Here is a 15376-nt window from a genome sequence, read left to right on the forward strand (position 1 = left end):
CCATACCTTCCGGTAGCACGGCATGAACTTTCGTCGATTTGATCGAAAGTCGGCGGGTCAGGCGCGCCGGTCGATGGCCTGACCGGCCAACGCGATCAGGGCCGCGCGGGCCTCCTCGTTCACCGCCGCGCTCCGCAACGCGGTCAGCGCCGCCTCGGTACGGACCCGGATCATCTGCTCGATCCGGTCCCGCGCGCCGGTGGCCTCGATGATCTCGCGCAGGTCCGCCGCGCCGTCGGTGTCGAGCGACGGGTTGCCGAACAACTCCCGCAACCGCGCGGTCTGCGACCGGTCCGCGGCGCTGCGGGCCAGCGCCATCATCACCGTGGGCTTGCCCTCGCGCAGGTCGTCCAGGATCGACTTGCCGGTGACCGCCGGATCACCGAAGACGCCCAACACGTCGTCGCGGAGCTGGAACGCATCCCCCAACGGGTCGCCGAACTCGCCGAGAGCGGCAATCAGCTCCGGTCCCGCACCGGCGAGCGCCGCGCCGATCTGCAACGGCCGGGTGACCGTGTACCGGGCCGCCTTCATCCGTATCACCGTGAGCGCGCTCGCGACCGAGCCGTCGCCCACCCCGGACACCAGGTCCAGGTACTCCCCCGCGATCACCTCGGTACGCATCAGCGCGAACACCGCGTACCCCCGGTGCACCTGCTCGGTCGCGAGCCCGCACTCGTGGAACATCTGATCCGACCAGGCCGCGCAGAGGTCCCCGCAGAGCAGCGCGGTGTTGCGCCCGTACGCCTCGGGGTCGCCGCGCCACGACGACCGGGTGTGCAGGTCGGCGAAGAGCCGGTGCACCGACGGCTCACCCCGGCGGCGGTCGCTGCCGTCCAGGATGTCGTCGTGGATGAGCGCGAACGCGTGGAACAGCTCCAACGCCGCCGCGGCCACCACGATCGGGGTGGCGTCGGCCGCCCCGGCGCCACGCCAGCCCCAGTAGCAGAACAGGGGGCGCAGCCGCTTTCCGCCGGCCAGCACGAACCGTTGCAGCGCGGTGAACACCCCCCGGGGCGCACCGTCCGGCCAGTCCGGGCCCTGCCGGTCGAGGAAGGCGGCCAACTCCGCGTCGAAGCGCGCCCGCAGACCGCTGGTGTCGGTGGGCGCGACGGTGACGGTCACGTCCGATCTCCCGGACCCTGCGCCCCGGCACCGTTCAATCCGGCCAGCTCGAGTAACAGCCCCTTGACCTCGGTGGCCGCGATCCGGTCCCGGGCGGCGGAGGGGTCCGAGCAGAGCAGCACCGGGGCGTCCGCCGGGTCGCTGGGTAGCCGCCCGTGCGACCCGCGGATCGCCCGGGCGCCGGCGTCCAGGCCGACGGCGCTCATCAGGTAGCGCATGCCGATCTTCTTGCGGGCCAGCGCCACCCCGGCGCGGGCCTTGGCGGCACCGGGATTGGCCGGGTCGAAGAAGAGTTCGGCGGGGTCGTACCCCGGCTTACGGTGGATCTCGACCAGCCGGGCGAAGTCGGGCGCACGGGCGTCGTCGAGCCAGTAGTAGTAGGTGAACCAGGAGTCCGGCTCGGCCACCAGCACCAGCTCCCCGGCACGCGGGTGGTCCAGCCCGTGCGCGGCCTTGCCGTCGGCGTCGAGCACCTCGGCCACGCCGGGCAGCCCGGCGCAGAGCTTCGCCACCGCCGGCACGTCCGCCGGGTCCTTGACGTAGACGTGCGCGACCTGGTGGTCGGCGACGGCGAAGGCCTTGGACGTCCACGGGTCGAGGTACTCCATGCCGGCCTGGGTGTGCACCCGCAGCAACCCCTCGCTGCGCAGCAGCCGGTTGACGTCGACCGGCCGGGACACGTCGGTGATGCCGTACTCCGAGAGCACCACCACGGTGGCGTCCCGGGCGCGGGCGGCGTCCAGCAGCGGCCCGAGGACGGCGTCCAGCTCCGCCGCCGCCGTGGCGGCCTGCGGCGACGAGGGACCGTACCGTTGCAGGTCGTAGTCCAGGTGGGGGACGTAGACCAGGGTCAGGTCGGGTGACACGTCGGCCAGGATCTGCTCGGCCGCCTGGCAGATCCACTTCGACGACGGCAGGCCGGCCGTCGGCCCCCAGTAGGTGAACAGCGGGAAGGTGCCCAGCCGCCCGGTCAGCGCGTCGTGCAGCTCCGGCGGGTCGGTGTAGCAGTCCGGCTCCTTGCGGCCGTCGGCGTAGTACACCGGGCGGGGCGTGACGGTCCAGTTCACGTCGGCGCCCATGGCGTACCACCAGCAGACGTTGGCGACGGTGTAGCCCGGCTCGGCCCGGCGGGCCGCGTGCCAGAGCTTGTCCCCGCCGACCAGCGCGTTGTGCTGCCGCCACAGCAGCACCTCGCCCAGGTCCCGGAAGTACCACCCGTTGCCGACGATGCCGTGCCCGCTGGGCTGCTCGCCGGTGAGGAACGTGGACTGCACCGAGCAGGTCACCGCCGGCAGCACCGTGCCCAGCTCGGCCCGGAAGCCACCGTCGGCGACGCCGCGCAGTCGGGGCATGTGCTTCAGCAGTCGCGGGGTCAACCCCACCACGTCGAGGACCACCAGTCGCCGGCTCATCGCGTCACCTCCATGCTCACGGTTCGGTCTGCGGTCAGCCCGAGGCCGACCAGTTCGTCGCGGGCGAAGGCCAACTCGGCGGCGATGCCGGCGGCCAGCTCCGCGTCGGTGCCGGGCCGCCGTGCGGCCGGCAGCACACCCCAGGTGTACGTCTCGACGTCGAGGTGGTCGCAGCCGGCGACCGGCCCGTCGAAGAGCGCTCTCAGGGCCGCGCGCAGGACCGGCAGGGTCGAGCCGAGCGGCTCCTCGGGCGGGGCGTGCAGGGGCACGTGGTAGTGCACCCGCCACGGGCCGGGAAGCTTCCGGTCCAGCGCCTCGTCGAGGTCGTCGGCGGCGTACGCCTCGTCGGCCGGGTCGGCCACGCCCGCGCAGCCGGCGCCCCGGGTCTGGTGCAGGAAGCGCGGCTCCACCCAGCGGCGCAGCGCGTCGGCACCACCGGCCGGGTCGGCCGCCTCGACGGCGGCGGAGACCTGCACCTTCACCACCGGCAGTCCGGCCGCCCGCAGCCGGTCCAACGCCGCCGCCGGCTCCTCCCACGCGCAGGCCAGGTGCGCGAGGTCGAGGCAGACGCCCATCCGGTCGGTGTCCATGCCGGACAACAGGGCGGCGGCCTGCCCGGTGCTCTCCACCACGCAACCCGGCTCCGGCTCGAACGCCACCCGCACCTCACGGCCGGTGTCCCGCTGGACGTCGGCCAGGCCGGCCGCGAGCGCATCGAGCCGCCGCCGGGCGGCGTCCGCCATGTCCGTGTCCCACGGCCGCCGCCAGGCCAGCGGCAGGGTGGAGATCGAGCCCCGGGCCGCGTCGTCCGGCAGCAGGTCCGCGAGCACCCGGGCCAGATCCAGGGTGTACGTCAGCCGCTGCTCGGTCGTCCAGTCCGGGTGGTACACGTCCTGCTTGACCACGGGGGCCTGGAAGGCCGCGTACGGGAAGCCGTTGAGGGTGACCACCTCCAGACCGCGCGCGTCCAGCTCGGCGCGGAGCCGGCGGCGCAGCGTCGGCTCGGCGGCCAGTTCGGCGGCGACCGGGGCGGCCAGCCACAGGCCGAGCCCGAGCAGGTCACTGCCGAGCGCCTGCCGCACCGGCACGGCGTAGGTGTCCAGCTGGGCGAGGATGCCGGCCAGGTCCTCGGCGGGGTGCACGTTGGTGCAGTAGCCGAGGTGCACGGTCTCGCCGCCGGAGTGTCGCAGCCGCATCAGCTACCACCGCGCAGGATCGAGTTGCCGGTCTGCGGGTCCACCGCGGCGGGCTCCGCCACGTCGCCGAGGTCCAGCCGACCCGACTGCCCGTAGAACTCCACCGGGTTGCGCCACAGCACCTTGTCGACGTCGTCGTCGCTGAAACCGGCCTGACGCATCGCCTCGCCGGTCGCCCGGGTCAGCAGCGGATCGGAGCGTCCCCAGTCGGCGGCCGAGTTGACCAGCATCCGTTCGGTGCCGTACTCGCGCAGCAGCTCGACCATCCGCGACGGGGTCATCTTGGTGTCCGGGTAGATGGAGAAGCCCAGCCAGCAGCCGCTGTCCTTGACGAGCTTGACGGTCACCTCGTTGAGGTGGTCGACCACCACGCGCCCCGCGTCGATGCCGGACTCGGCGACCACGGCGAGGGTGCGTTCGCAGCCCCGGGCCTTGTCCCGGTGCGGGGTGTGCACCAGCGCCGGCAGGTCGTACGCCACGGCCAGAGCGAGCTGCGCGGCGAACGCCTCGTCCTCCTCGGGCGTCATCGAGTCGTACCCGATCTCGCCGACCGCCACGACCCCGTCCTTGTCCAGGTAGCGGGGCAACAGGTCGAGCACGGGGCGGCAGCGCGGGTCGTTGGCCTCCTTCGGGTTGAGCGCGATGGTGGCGAAGTGGCGCACCCCGAACTGCCCGGCCCGGAACGGCTCCCAGCCGATCAGCGAGTCGAAGTAGTCGACGAACGACGCGGCGCTGGTGCGCGGCTGCCCCAGCCAGAACGCCGGCTCGACCACTGCGAGGACGCCGGCGCCGGCCATCCGTTCGTAGTCGTCGGTGGTGCGCGAGGTCATGTGGATGTGCGGGTCGAAGATGCGCATGTCACGCCTCCCGGGGCAGTGCGGCGGTGAGCCGGTGGAGCAGGTCGGTGGCGTCGGCGGGCAGGTCCCGGCCGGCGGCGTGCCGTTCGGCGGCGAGCGCGGCGAGCATCGCGGCCAGCTCGCCGTCGGCCCGGCCGTCCAGGTCGGCCACCGCCGCGAGGGGCACCCCGCTGAACACGCACTTGAGCACGGCCTGCCGCCAGGCGGCCGCGTCGAGGTGCCGGGCGTACGGGCCGAGCGCGGCGGCGACCAGCCGGGTGTCGTTGGTCCGGATCGCGTCGTGTAGCAGCGGCACCGCCTCGGCGCCGATCGGCAGCAGCGGCAGCGCCCGGAGCACGGCTCGCCGTTCGGCGGCGTCGCCGTGCCGGTAGAGGGTCTCGGCGTACCCGGCGTGCTCGCCGGGCAGGCTGGTCAGCAGCAGCACCCGCGCCGCGTCGTCGGCGGTCCAGCCGGGCGCGTCGGGCAGCGCGGCCCGACCGCAGCGCCGGCCGACGGCCGGAAAGAGCCGGGTGATCGCGGTGGGCTCGGCCGCGACCCGGCGCAGCGCCGTGTCCAGCCAGTCGGGATCGGGTACGCCTCGCAGCGCGGCCCGCAGTGAATCCGGTGTCATCCCGTCTCCTCCCCTTGTGCTGCTGTGCTGCTGTGCTGCTGCGCGGGTGCCAGAGCGCGTCCTTTGCTCTGCTTCACTCCACGCGTCGGTCGGTGTCCGGATCTGTTGCGTCCGTTGAAGCAGAGCAAAGGGCGTCGGCGGGTACCTTCTGTCGCCGGCGGTCACCGATTGTCGAGGTGACCGCCGCGGCGCGCAGGAAATCAATGGACCGGGCGGCCACGGCGGGTGCGGCGTGCGAGTCGCGGGGTAGCTCCACCGCGACCAGGCCGCGGTAGCCGGCATCGGCCAGGGCGGCGAGCACCGGCGGAAAGTCGATCTCGCCGGTACCGAACTCCAGGTGCTCGTGCACGCCCCGGCGCATGTCGTCGATCTGCACGTTGACCAGGTGCTCGGCGACCTCGGCGACGCACTGCGGCACCGGCTGTGGCTCCAGGCACCGGCAGTGGCCTATGTCGAGGGTGATGCCGAGGCGGGCCGGGCCGCCGAGCGCCGCGTGCAGTCGACGCCAGTCGGCGATGTCCTGCACCAGCATCCCCGGCTCCGGTTCGAAGCCGAGGGTCACGCCCGCGCTGTCGGCAGCGTCGACCACGGTGGCGCAGCCGGCCACCAGCCGGTCCCACGCGCACTGCGGCGACACCGTCTCCGGCCGTACGCCGGCCCAGAACGAGACGGCCTCCGCGCCCAGGTCGGCGCCGATCCGTACCGCCCGGCGCAGGAACTCGATCCGCCGGGTGGGGTCGTCGTGCAGCAGCGTCGGGGCGTGCTTGTGCCACGGGTCCAACAGGTAACGGGCCCCGGTCTCGACGACCAGCCCGAGACCCAGCGCGGACAGCCGTCGGCCGACCGCGGCGATCCGGCGGGTGAGGCCGGGCGCGAACGGGTCCAGGTGGTCGTGGTCCAGGGTGAGCGCCACCCCCTCGTAGCCGAGGTCGGCGATCACGGCGAGCGCGTCGTCGAGCCGGTGGTTGGCGAAGCCGTTGGTGCCGTACCCGAGGCGCAGCGTCGTCGCGTCGGCCCGGACAGCGTCGGCCGGCGCGGCCTCCGGGTCGGCGCTGCCCGGCTGGGCGCGGCGGGCCTGGGGCACCGTCATGTCGGGGAGACCTTCCGGGCCAGCCGACGACCCAGCGGCGCGGCCGCCGCGACGGCCAGCCCGAGCAGGCCCGCGCCGCCCCGGGCGGTGAGCGCTCCCTGCAGGGCGGGCAGGCCGGTGATCCCGGCGCCCACCGCCGCACGGACCTTCGGAGCCGACGGATCCCGGACCACCTGGGCCTGGGCCGCGCCGTAGCGGGCGGCGTACCACCCGGCCAGCGCGGCGGGCAGCGCGGCGGCGATCCCGGTCGACCAGGCCCGGCCCGCGCGTGCGTCCGCCCGTCCGTCGGTGCGTCCGGCTTCGAGGTCGGCGGCGGGGCGGGCGCCCGGGTGGGCGGACCGGCGCGCGCCGGGAACGGCCACGGCGGCGCTCGCGGCCACCACGGCGGTGCCGGCCAGGGTACGCATCGGCAGGGCGGCGTCCGCGCCGCTGACCTCGCGACGGGACAGCGCGGTGACCGTCCAGGTGTGGGCCGCCACGGTGGCCGCCGAGGGCAGCGCCCGCGCCAACCGGCCGCCGGACGCGCCCAGCAGCACGTCCAGCCCCCGGCAGGCGGCCATCACGGCGGGACCGGCGGCGGTGTTCTTGGCCAGCAGGTCGTACCCCCAGATGCTGGCCGCCAACGGCACCGCGAGCGCGGCGGCGCGGCGACCGCCCACGGCGGCGGCCAGGCCCACACCGGCGGCGGTGAGGCCGGCGGCGAGACCCAGCGCGGCGGTCGGGGTGACCCGGCCGCTGGGGATCGGCCGTTCGGGGCGTTCGACGGCGTCGAGCTGCCGGTCGGCCCAGTCGTTGGCGGCCATGCCGGCCCAGTAGAGCAGCACCGACGCGCCCGCCAGGGCGGGAGTACGCGGGCCCAGCGCGCCGGCCGCCGCCGCGCCGGCCACGACGTCCCCGGGGACCGAGAGCGCGGCCGGTGCGCGGACCAGCTCGGCCAGGTCAGCCAGCGTGGTCATGGGCACCGTCCGGGCCGGCGTGCAGTCGCTGGGCGAAGTCGGTCAGCCGGGCCCACTGCTCGGCCAGCGAGTGGGTCGGCGTGCCGAGCGGGTCCTTGAAGAAGAAGCCCAGGTCGGCCAGCGGCCCGACGTGCCCGGCGGCGTGTGCGGCGGCGGTGAGGCGGGCCAGGTCGAGCACCAGCGGCGCGGCCAGCGCCGAGTCGCAGCCGTGCCAGGTGAACTCCATCCGCATGCCGGTCCCGAGGAAGCCGGCGAACGTGATCAGATCCCAGGCGGTCTTGAAGTCGCCCAGCTCCTCGACGTACTCGATGCGGGTGTTGCCCTGCGGCACGTAGCCGAGCGTCTCGCCGAGCACACGTTGCTTGCTCTGCACCTTTGCCGCGTTGGCGGCCGGGTCGGCGAGGGTCGCGCCGTCGCCGCCGCCGAGCAGGTTCATCCCGGACCAGGAGCGTACGGCGAGGTTGCGCATCGCGAACATCGGTGCGAGCACCGACTTGACCAGGGTTTCGCCGGTCTTGCCGTCGTGCCCGGCGTACGGCAGGCGGCGTTCCTGCGCCAGCGCGGCGAGCGCCGGCAGCCGCAGACCGGTGGACGGCGTGAAGTCCACATAGGCGCAGTCGGCCAGCAGCGCGGCGTACGCGTACAGGGAGCTGGGCGGCAGCACCTCGTCGGGGCTGTCGAGGGCGGCGTGCAACGCGGCCGGGTCGGCGTGTCCGGGGTGCGGTCGGGGCACGGCCTCGGTGGCGGAGACGTTGACCACGACCACGCGGTCCAGTTCGTGGCGTTCCCGGAAGCTGGTCAGGTCGCGGACGACCGCCGCGGCCCGGTCGGCCTGGGTGTCGCCGACCGGCGCGGGGCGCAACTCCTGCTCGACCACGCCCAACTCGTCGCGGAGCGCGGCGACCAGCCGCCCGGGGATGACACCGGCGTCGGCGAGCGCCTCGGCGCGCTTGCACAGCGGGGTGGTGGCCACGTCGTGCCCGCCGAAGACCAGGTCCGCGAAGGACGGCAGGGCGGGACCGCGCAGATCCGGCAGTTCGGTCACACAGCCGGTGGGCCCGGCCAGGCCGGCGCGCAGCGCGAGCCCCCCGACGATGCTGGTGGTCGCGACGGAACCGCGCGCTCCTACCAGCCAGACACCTGTACGCATGGTGCTCCTTCCCCATTACCGAGGAACCGTCGGTACCGCTAAATATAGGAATATCAGAATATGTTTCGGAAAGATACGGCCCGGTTTCGGAAAAGTTTCGGGCCGGATGGATGGGCCCCGCCCGCCCGACCCGTACCGGTGCGACGCCGGCCCGGCGTCGGCGTCGGCGGCGACGACGACGGACCGGGTCTCGGCACGGGTACGGACAGACGGGGCTGGCAGGCAGGGTCGGTCGGCGTCTCGACCCTGCCTCCCCCGCATCCGCCGGCCGGGGCGTTGGCATGCCCCGACCGGACGTCTCAGGTTGCCGCGCCCACCGGATCCTCGACCGGGGTGCGGCCCGCCGTGTGGTGGCAGGCGGAAGCGGTACGGGTGGGGGCAGCGGCGGGCGATGTCATCGGGTCTCCTCCGGATCGCCGGGGGGGGTGGTGGCGGTCCTCCGGTGCGGCCGGGGAATCCCGGTCCGGTCGCACCGGACGACCGTCCTAGCCGTGCGCCACCGGGCCTCGATGGCCCGGCTGCACACTCTCCGGAGCCGACCTCGTCCCGGCCGCGGGGCGCAAACCGCGGCCGGTCCCTCGCCGGTCGGCTCCGGAAAGCCGGTCGGGCGACGGCGGCGCGAACACCGCCGTCGCGGATGGTCAGGGTCAGACGGTGACCACGGTCAGCGCCGGTTCCACGTCGGTCCACGAGGAACCGGTCTCCGCCGAACGGGTCACCGCGTCCAGCACGAGCTGGACCTGCAACGCGTCGGCGAAGGACGGCGCCGGGTCGGTGCCGGTGGCGATCGCCTCGATGAGATCGCGCATCTGGTGCGTGAAGGAGTGCTCGTAGCCGATGATGTGGCCCGGCGGCCACCACGCCGACATGTACGGGTGGTCGCCCTCGGTCACCAGGATCCGGCTGAAGCCCTGCTCCAGCGTGGGCCGGGTGGCGTCGTAGAACTCCAACTCGTTGAGCCGCTCCAGGTCGAAGACCACGCTGCCCAGCGAGCCATTGATCTCGACACGCAGGGCGTTCTTGCGGCCCGTGGCGAACCGGCTCGCCTCGTACGTGGCCAGGGCGCCGCCGTCGAGCCGGGCCACGAAGACCGCGGCGTCGTCGACGGTGACCGGCCCGGTGGCCGGAGCACCACCGTCGGCCGACTCGCCGTCGACGGTGGCCGCCAGCCCGCTCGACTCGGCCGGCAACGGCCGCTCCTTGACGAACGTCTCGGTGATCGCGCTGACACCGGTGATCGACTGGCCGACGACGAACTGCGTCAGGTCGATGATGTGCGCACCGATGTCACCGAGCGCGCCGGAGCCCGCCCTGTCCTTCTGCAACCGCCAGACCAGCGGGAACTGCGGATCCACGATCCAGTCCTGCAGGTACGTCGCGCGGACGTGGCGGATCACCCCGAGTCGTCCCTCGGCGACCATCTGGCGCATCATCGTGACCGCGGGGACCCGGCGGTAGTTGAACCCGCACATCGACCGCACCCCGGCGGCGCGGGCGGTGTCCGCCGCGGCGGTCATCGCCCGTGCCTCGGCGACCGTGTTGGCCAGCGGCTTCTCGCACAGCACGTGCTTGCCGGCGGCCAACGCGGCGAGGGCGATCTCGGCGTGACTGTCGCCCGGTGTGCACACATCGACCACGTCGATGTCGTCCCGGGTGACCAGGTCACGCCAGTCGGTCGTGTACGCGTCCCAGCCGAGCCGGTCCGCGGCGTCGGACACCGCTGTGGTGTCCCGGCCGCAGATCAGCGCCATCCGGGCCCGCGCCGGCAGGTCGTACACGCGGTTCACGGTGCGCCACGCCTGCGAGTGCGCGGCGCCCATGAACGCGTAACCGACCATGCCGATCCGCAGTTCTCTGTCTGTCGTGGACAAGGTGGGTCTCCCCCCGGTATGTCAGAACCCGAGCTTGTCGTAGCTGCTCGCGTTCTCCTTGGTGATCGTCTCGGAGGCGAGGGTCACTTCCTTGGGCACCTGCAGCTCCGTCAGGTCGCCCAGGCCCCGACCCTGCGCGATGAGCCGCGCGAGCGAGATCGCCGACGACGCCATCGACGGGTTGTAGGTGACCGTCGCCTTGAGCACCGAGTTGTCGGCCTTGATCGCGTCGATCGCGAGCTTGGAGCCCGCGCCACCGACCATGAAGAAATCCGACCGGTTGGCCTGCTTGACGGCCGCGAGCACACCGATGCCCTGGTCGTCGTCGTGGTTCCAGATCGCGTCGATCTTCGGCAGCGCCTGCAGGAGCTGGGCCGCCTCGCGCTGGCCGCTGTCCGAGGTGAACTCGGCCGAACGGCGGTTGGCCACCTTGAACCCGTAGGTCGCCAGGGCGGCCTTGAAGCCCTCGCTGCGCTCGACGGTCAGCGGGATCTCCAGGCCGGCGATCTCACCGATGACCGGGTTGGCGACGCCCTTGTCCTTGAGCATCTTGCCGATGAAGTGGCCGGCCGAGACGCCCATGCCGTAGTTGTCACCCTTGATCACCAGCCGCGAGGCCAGCGCGTCGGGGAACGCCCGGTCGAGGTTGACGATCGGGATGCCGGCCTGCATGGCCTGGAGGGCAACGGCGTTGACCTCCTTGCCGTCGTGCGGCAGCACGACGATGATGTCCGGCTTCTGGGCGATCAGGGTGCCGAGCGTGGAGCGCTGGGCCTCCGAGTTAGACCCGCCGTCGACCTCCTTGAACTCCACGTCCGAGTACGCCGCGGCCTGCGCCTTGGCGTTGGCGTGGATGGCGCCCATCCAGCCGTGGTCGGCCGCCGGGGCGGAGAAGCCGATGACGACCTTCTTGCCCGGAGCGTTGTTGCCCTCGGCGTTGCCGGCGGCCTTGGTCTGGGTGCTGGCGGCCGGGGTCTCGTTACTGGTGCAGGCGGTCAGCAGGGTGGCGGCGCCGACCGCGGCACCACCGAAGAGCAACCGGCGGCGCGACAGGTCGCGACTGTTCTGGGTCATGAACGACCTCCTGGGAGCGGGTTTTCATCTGGGTGAGGGTGTGCGAGGTCCGGCCACCGTCGAAGATCTCGACGTCGCCAGGACAACGGTGCGGTGCGTCAGGTTGTGGTGGTGACCCTGTTCCGCGCGAGGAGCCGGGTGACTGACTTGAACTTGAACTGCTGGATCAGGACGGCGGCGACGATAATGCCGCCCTTGACCATGTTCTGCGCCTCGATGGAGAGGCCGTTGATGGCGAAGAGGTTCGTGATCGTGGCGAAGATGATGACGCCGAGCAGCGAGCCGACGATCGTGCCCCGACCACCGCTGAGCAACGTCCCACCGATGATCGCCGCGGCGATCGCGTCCAGCTCGTACAGGTTGGCCATCGCCGCCTGCGCCGAGGTGGCCTGCGAGGTGAGCATGATGGCGGCGATGCCGCAGCACAGACCGGAGAGCGCGTAGAGCAGCATCGTGTGCCGACGGACGTTGATACCGGCCAGCCGGGCGGCCTCCGGGTTACCGCCGACGGCGATGGTCCGCCGGCCGAAGGTCGTCCGGTTGAGCAGCACCCAACCGGCCAGCACGACCGCGCCGAGGATGTAGACCAGGATCGGGATGCCGATCACCTTGCGGGCGGCGATGTCGTTGATGAACGTGCTGCTCGACACCTGCGTCTGCTTGTTGGAGATCGAGGCCGCCAGGCCGCGCGCGGCCACCAGCATCGCGAGGGTCGCGATGAAGGGCACCAACCTGCCGTACGAGATGAGCACGCCGTTCACCAGGCCGACGCAGATGCCCACCACGAGGGCCGTGAAGATCATGCCCCCGGCGCCGTAGCTCTGGGTGGCGACCGTGGTGCACCAGACCCCGGCCAGCGCGACGATCGCGCCGACCGACAGGTCGATGCCACCGCCGATGATCACGAAGGTCATGCCCACCGTGACCACACCGACGACCGAGGCGAGCTGAAGGATCGCCAGGACGTTGTTCCAGACCCAGGTCGGGTCGCCGTACAGGTCCGGCTTCGTGATCGCGCCGACCACGACGAGCGCGGCCAGCACGCCGATCAGGCCGAGGTTGCGCTTCGCGCCGTCGCCACCGTCGCCCCGCCACCAGGAGAGCTTGCCGACCGATGCCGCCTTGTCGCTGGCCACCGCCGTCTCCGCCGGGTCCACCGGCGGCGACTGGGCCGGAAGCTGCGGGCGCTCCGGTGTCGCGGTGGGTGTGGGAGTCGCGTCGCTCATGCCGGTGCGCCTTCCATCAAGGACCCCGCCATCACGAGGTCAAGCACAGTGTTCTCGTCCAGTTCGCCGGCCGCCGCCTCGCGGACGACCCGGCCTTCGCGCATGACCAGCACCCGGTCGGCCAGGCCCAGTACCTCGGGCACCTCGCTGGAGACCAGCAGCACGCCGACGCCCTGCGCGGCCAGTGAGCGGATGACCTGGTACAACTCGGCCCGGGCGCCCACGTCCACACCCCGGGTGGGCTCGTCGAGCAGCAGCAGCTTGGTGCCGCCGAGCAACCACCGGCCGACCACCACCTTCTGCTGGTTGCCGCCGGACAGGGTGCGTACCGGCCGGTCGACGTCCCGGGGACGCAGCTCCAGGGTCTCGGCGATCCGGTCCGCCTCGGCGCGTTCCGCCGCCGCGTTGGTGAAGCCGAGCCGCGCGTACCGGCCGAAGGTGGCAAGCGTGACGTTGCGGTAGATCGGCTCGCCCAGCAGCAGCGCCTGACTCTTGCGCTCCTCCGGGGCCATGCCCATGCCGGCCCGTACCGCCGCCCCGACGCCGGGGCGCAGCGCCTTGCCGTCCATCCGCACCGTGCCGGCCTCCGCCAGTCGGGCGCCGTAGATCGTCTCCAGCAGCTCGGACCGGCCGGAGCCGACCAGGCCTGCGATGCCGACGATCTCCCCGGCCCGGACGGTCAGCGAGACGTCGGCGAACTCGCCGGTGCGGGTCAACCCCTCCACCTGGAGCAGGTCGACGCCGGCGGTGTCGTCGGCCGGGCGGTCCGGGAAGACGTACTCGATGGTCCGGCCGGTCATCCGGCTGACCAGGTCGCGGGTCGGGGTGTCGCGCGCCGGCAGGTTCGCCGCCGTGGTCCGGCCGTCCTTGAGTACGGTGACCCGGTCGCCGATTTCGCGGATCTCCTCCATCCGGTGGGAGATGTAGATGACGGCGATGCCCTGCGCGGTCAGCTCGCGGATGATCCGGAACAGGTTGCCGACCTCGTCGTGGGCCAGCACCGCGCTCGGCTCGTCCATGATGATCAGTCGCGCCTCGTGCGACAGCGCCCGGGCCATGCTGACGATCTGCTTGCCGGCCGCCGGCAGGGAGCGGACCATCCGACCGGGCGGGATCTCGCCGTGCCCGAGCCGGCTGAGGATCTGCCGGGTGTGCCGGGCCATCTGGCCGCGCCGGACGAAGCCGAGGCTGCGGTACTCGTGCCCGAGGAACGCGTTCTCCGCGACCGAGAGGTCTTCGACGAGGTCGAGCTCCTGGTAGATGGTGGCGATGCCGGCCTTCATGGCGGCCTGCGGGTTGGCGAAGGTGACCGGCTCGCCGCGCCACTCGACCACCCCGGAGTCCGGCTGGTGTACGCCGGCCAGCACCTTGATGAGGGTGGACTTGCCAGCGCCGTTCTGCCCCAGCAGGCAGTGCACCTCTCCGGCGCGTACCTCGAGTTGGACCCCGTCCAGGGCGCGTACGCCGGGGAAGGTCTTGACCACGTCGGTGAGGCGCAGGACCACCTCGCCCGCGACGGTGTCGGGCGGAGCTTCGACCAGCGGCGCGGCGGCGTCGGCGTCGGCCGACCCGGTGGTGGCGGTCTCGTCGGACAGGGCCACGGTCTCCTCCTCGCTCATGATGCTTCCCCGAAGGCGACGTCGCTGGCGAGCACGGCCGCGCCGGCGACACCGGCCCGGCCACCCAACTCGGACAGCACGACGGGCAGGTTGCCGGTAGCCAGGGGCAGTGACCGGCGGTAGACCACACTGCGGATCTCGGCGAGCAGGATGTGCCCGAGCTGGGCCAACCCGCCGCCGATCACGATCATCGACGGGTTGGTGAAGCTGACCAGGCCGGCGAGCACGCCGCCGACCCGCCGTCCGCCGTCGCGGATCAACTGGATGCAGGTCACGTCGCCCTCGACGGCGCCCTCGGCGACGTCCAGGGCGGTCACCGTGCCGCGCAGGCTCAACCGCTCGGCCAGGGCCGGCGACGCCCCGCTGCGGGCCGCGGCGAACGCCTCCTTGGCCAGCGCGGCGCCGCTGAACAGCGCCTCGAGGCAGCCCGCGTTGCCGCAGGAGCACATCGGGCCGTGCGCGTCGACCTGGATGTGGCCGATGTCCCCGGCGCAGCCGTCGGTGCCCCGGTAGACCTCGCCGGAGAGGTAGATGCCGCAGCCGACACCGGTGCCGATCTTCACGAAGAGGAAGTCGTCCACCGAGTGGGCGACCCCGCCGTGGCGTTCCCCGATGGCCATGATGTTGACGTCGTTGTCGACCACCGCCGGGCAGGCGTGTTCCCGGCTGAGCAGCTCGCGGACGGGGAACCGGTCCCAGCCCGGCATGATCGGCGGCGACACCGGTACGCCGTCGCGGAAGCTGACCGGCCCGGGTACGCCGATGCCGACCGCGTCCAGCCGCTCGTACGCCCCGTCGACCCGGGCCTTGTGCAGCAGCTCGTTGACCCGTTGCAGGGTCACCTTCGGGCCGCTGCGGATGTCGGCCGGCTCGGCGTAGTGGGCCACCGGTTCGAGGCGGCCGTTGACCACCTCGACGTCCATCGAGCTGGCGCCCAGGTCGACGGCGGCGAAGCGCAGCTTCGGGTTCAGCTCGACGAGCGTCGAGCGACGCCCGCCCCGGGAGGCGGCGAAACCGGCCTCGGCGACGTACCCCAGCGCGACCAGGCGATCCAGCTCAGCGAGCAGTCGCGGGCGCGGCATCTGGAGCCGGTCGCCCAGCTCGGCGCGGGACACGGCCCCCTCGTCGCGGAGCAACCGCAACAGTCGGACGTGCAGGGGGTCGACGCTCCGCACGCGCGGTTCACCTCT

The 15376-nt window shown here is 72.8% G+C and carries 13 protein-coding genes; all 13 read right to left on the reverse strand.

What is annotated here, in order from left to right:
• Positions 1 to 57: 57 nt before the first annotated feature.
• Positions 58 to 1125: a polyprenyl synthetase family protein gene (locus ACN269_RS12510; protein WP_421472609.1), complete on the reverse strand. Its 1068-nt coding sequence runs from the start codon at positions 1123 to 1125 to the stop codon at positions 58 to 60.
• Complete coding sequence (locus ACN269_RS12515) at positions 1122 to 2537, reverse strand: alkaline phosphatase family protein (protein ID WP_421472610.1); 1416 nt, start codon at positions 2535 to 2537, stop codon at positions 1122 to 1124. Before ACN269_RS12515 ends, ACN269_RS12510 begins: the two co-directional genes overlap by 4 nt.
• The gene (gene eboE, locus ACN269_RS12520; RefSeq protein WP_421472611.1) at positions 2534 to 3733 is read right to left on the reverse strand and encodes a metabolite traffic protein EboE; all 1200 of its coding nucleotides are present in this window, start codon (positions 3731 to 3733) and stop codon (positions 2534 to 2536) included. Before eboE ends, ACN269_RS12515 begins: the two co-directional genes overlap by 4 nt.
• Positions 3733 to 4590 carry a TatD family hydrolase gene (locus ACN269_RS12525; RefSeq protein WP_421472612.1) on the reverse strand — a complete coding sequence of 286 codons (858 nt, stop codon included), beginning with the start codon at positions 4588 to 4590 and terminating at the stop codon, positions 3733 to 3735. Before ACN269_RS12525 ends, eboE begins: the two co-directional genes overlap by 1 nt.
• A gap of 1 nt (position 4591) precedes the next feature.
• A complete protein-coding gene (locus ACN269_RS12530) occupies positions 4592 to 5200 on the reverse strand; it encodes an EboA domain-containing protein (protein WP_421472613.1) in 609 nt (202 codons plus the stop codon).
• A gap of 73 nt (positions 5201 to 5273) precedes the next feature.
• Positions 5274 to 6290 carry a sugar phosphate isomerase/epimerase family protein gene (locus ACN269_RS12535; RefSeq protein ID WP_421472614.1) on the reverse strand — a complete coding sequence of 339 codons (1017 nt, stop codon included), beginning with the start codon at positions 6288 to 6290 and terminating at the stop codon, positions 5274 to 5276.
• Positions 6287 to 7246, reverse strand: a complete 960-nt coding sequence (locus ACN269_RS12540) for an SCO3242 family prenyltransferase (RefSeq protein ID WP_421472615.1) — start codon at positions 7244 to 7246, stop codon at positions 6287 to 6289. Before ACN269_RS12540 ends, ACN269_RS12535 begins: the two co-directional genes overlap by 4 nt.
• A complete protein-coding gene (locus ACN269_RS12545; RefSeq protein ID WP_421472616.1) occupies positions 7230 to 8396 on the reverse strand; it encodes an inositol-3-phosphate synthase in 1167 nt (388 codons plus the stop codon). Before ACN269_RS12545 ends, ACN269_RS12540 begins: the two co-directional genes overlap by 17 nt.
• A gap of 647 nt (positions 8397 to 9043) precedes the next feature.
• Positions 9044 to 10234 carry a Gfo/Idh/MocA family protein gene (locus ACN269_RS12550; protein WP_421476306.1) on the reverse strand — a complete coding sequence of 397 codons (1191 nt, stop codon included), beginning with the start codon at positions 10232 to 10234 and terminating at the stop codon, positions 9044 to 9046.
• 54 nt (positions 10235 to 10288) lie between these two features.
• Entirely contained in the window at positions 10289 to 11341 is a 1053-nt protein-coding gene (locus ACN269_RS12555) for a substrate-binding domain-containing protein (RefSeq protein ID WP_421472617.1), read from the reverse strand.
• Positions 11342 to 11439: 98 nt separating this feature from the next.
• Positions 11440 to 12567, reverse strand: a complete 1128-nt coding sequence (locus ACN269_RS12560) for an ABC transporter permease (protein WP_421472618.1) — start codon at positions 12565 to 12567, stop codon at positions 11440 to 11442.
• Positions 12564 to 14186 carry a sugar ABC transporter ATP-binding protein gene (locus ACN269_RS12565; RefSeq protein ID WP_421472619.1) on the reverse strand — a complete coding sequence of 541 codons (1623 nt, stop codon included), beginning with the start codon at positions 14184 to 14186 and terminating at the stop codon, positions 12564 to 12566. Before ACN269_RS12565 ends, ACN269_RS12560 begins: the two co-directional genes overlap by 4 nt.
• Complete coding sequence (locus ACN269_RS12570) at positions 14183 to 15361, reverse strand: ROK family protein (RefSeq protein WP_421472620.1); 1179 nt, start codon at positions 15359 to 15361, stop codon at positions 14183 to 14185. The genes ACN269_RS12565 and ACN269_RS12570 overlap by 4 nt, the downstream gene beginning before the upstream one ends.
• Positions 15362 to 15376 lie beyond the last annotated feature (15 nt).

This window comes from Micromonospora sp. WMMD736 (assembly GCF_049179015.1).
Lineage (GTDB): Bacteria > Actinomycetota > Actinomycetes > Mycobacteriales > Micromonosporaceae > Micromonospora.

Bases quoted from the DNA above. Each gene is read 5' to 3' on its own strand.
- ACN269_RS12525 (WP_421472612.1), bottom strand. From the start codon at position 4,590: ATGCGCATCTTCGACCCGCACATCCACATGACCTCGCGCACCACCGAC.
- ACN269_RS12555 (WP_421472617.1), bottom strand. From the start codon at position 11,341: ATGACCCAGAACAGTCGCGACCTGTCGCGCCGCCGGTTGCTCTTCGGT.
- ACN269_RS12530 (WP_421472613.1), bottom strand. From the start codon at position 5,200: ATGACACCGGATTCACTGCGGGCCGCGCTGCGAGGCGTACCCGATCCC.
- ACN269_RS12550 (WP_421476306.1), bottom strand. From the start codon at position 10,234: ATGGTCGGTTACGCGTTCATGGGCGCCGCGCACTCGCAGGCGTGGCGC.
- ACN269_RS12540 (WP_421472615.1), bottom strand. From the start codon at position 7,246: ATGACCACGCTGGCTGACCTGGCCGAGCTGGTCCGCGCACCGGCCGCG.
- ACN269_RS12560 (WP_421472618.1), bottom strand. From the start codon at position 12,567: ATGAGCGACGCGACTCCCACACCCACCGCGACACCGGAGCGCCCGCAG.
- ACN269_RS12545 (WP_421472616.1), bottom strand. From the start codon at position 8,396: ATGCGTACAGGTGTCTGGCTGGTAGGAGCGCGCGGTTCCGTCGCGACC.
- eboE (WP_421472611.1), bottom strand. From the start codon at position 3,733: ATGCGGCTGCGACACTCCGGCGGCGAGACCGTGCACCTCGGCTACTGC.
- ACN269_RS12515 (WP_421472610.1), bottom strand. From the start codon at position 2,537: ATGAGCCGGCGACTGGTGGTCCTCGACGTGGTGGGGTTGACCCCGCGA.
- ACN269_RS12565 (WP_421472619.1), bottom strand. From the start codon at position 14,186: ATGAGCGAGGAGGAGACCGTGGCCCTGTCCGACGAGACCGCCACCACC.
- ACN269_RS12535 (WP_421472614.1), bottom strand. From the start codon at position 6,290: ATGACGGTGCCCCAGGCCCGCCGCGCCCAGCCGGGCAGCGCCGACCCG.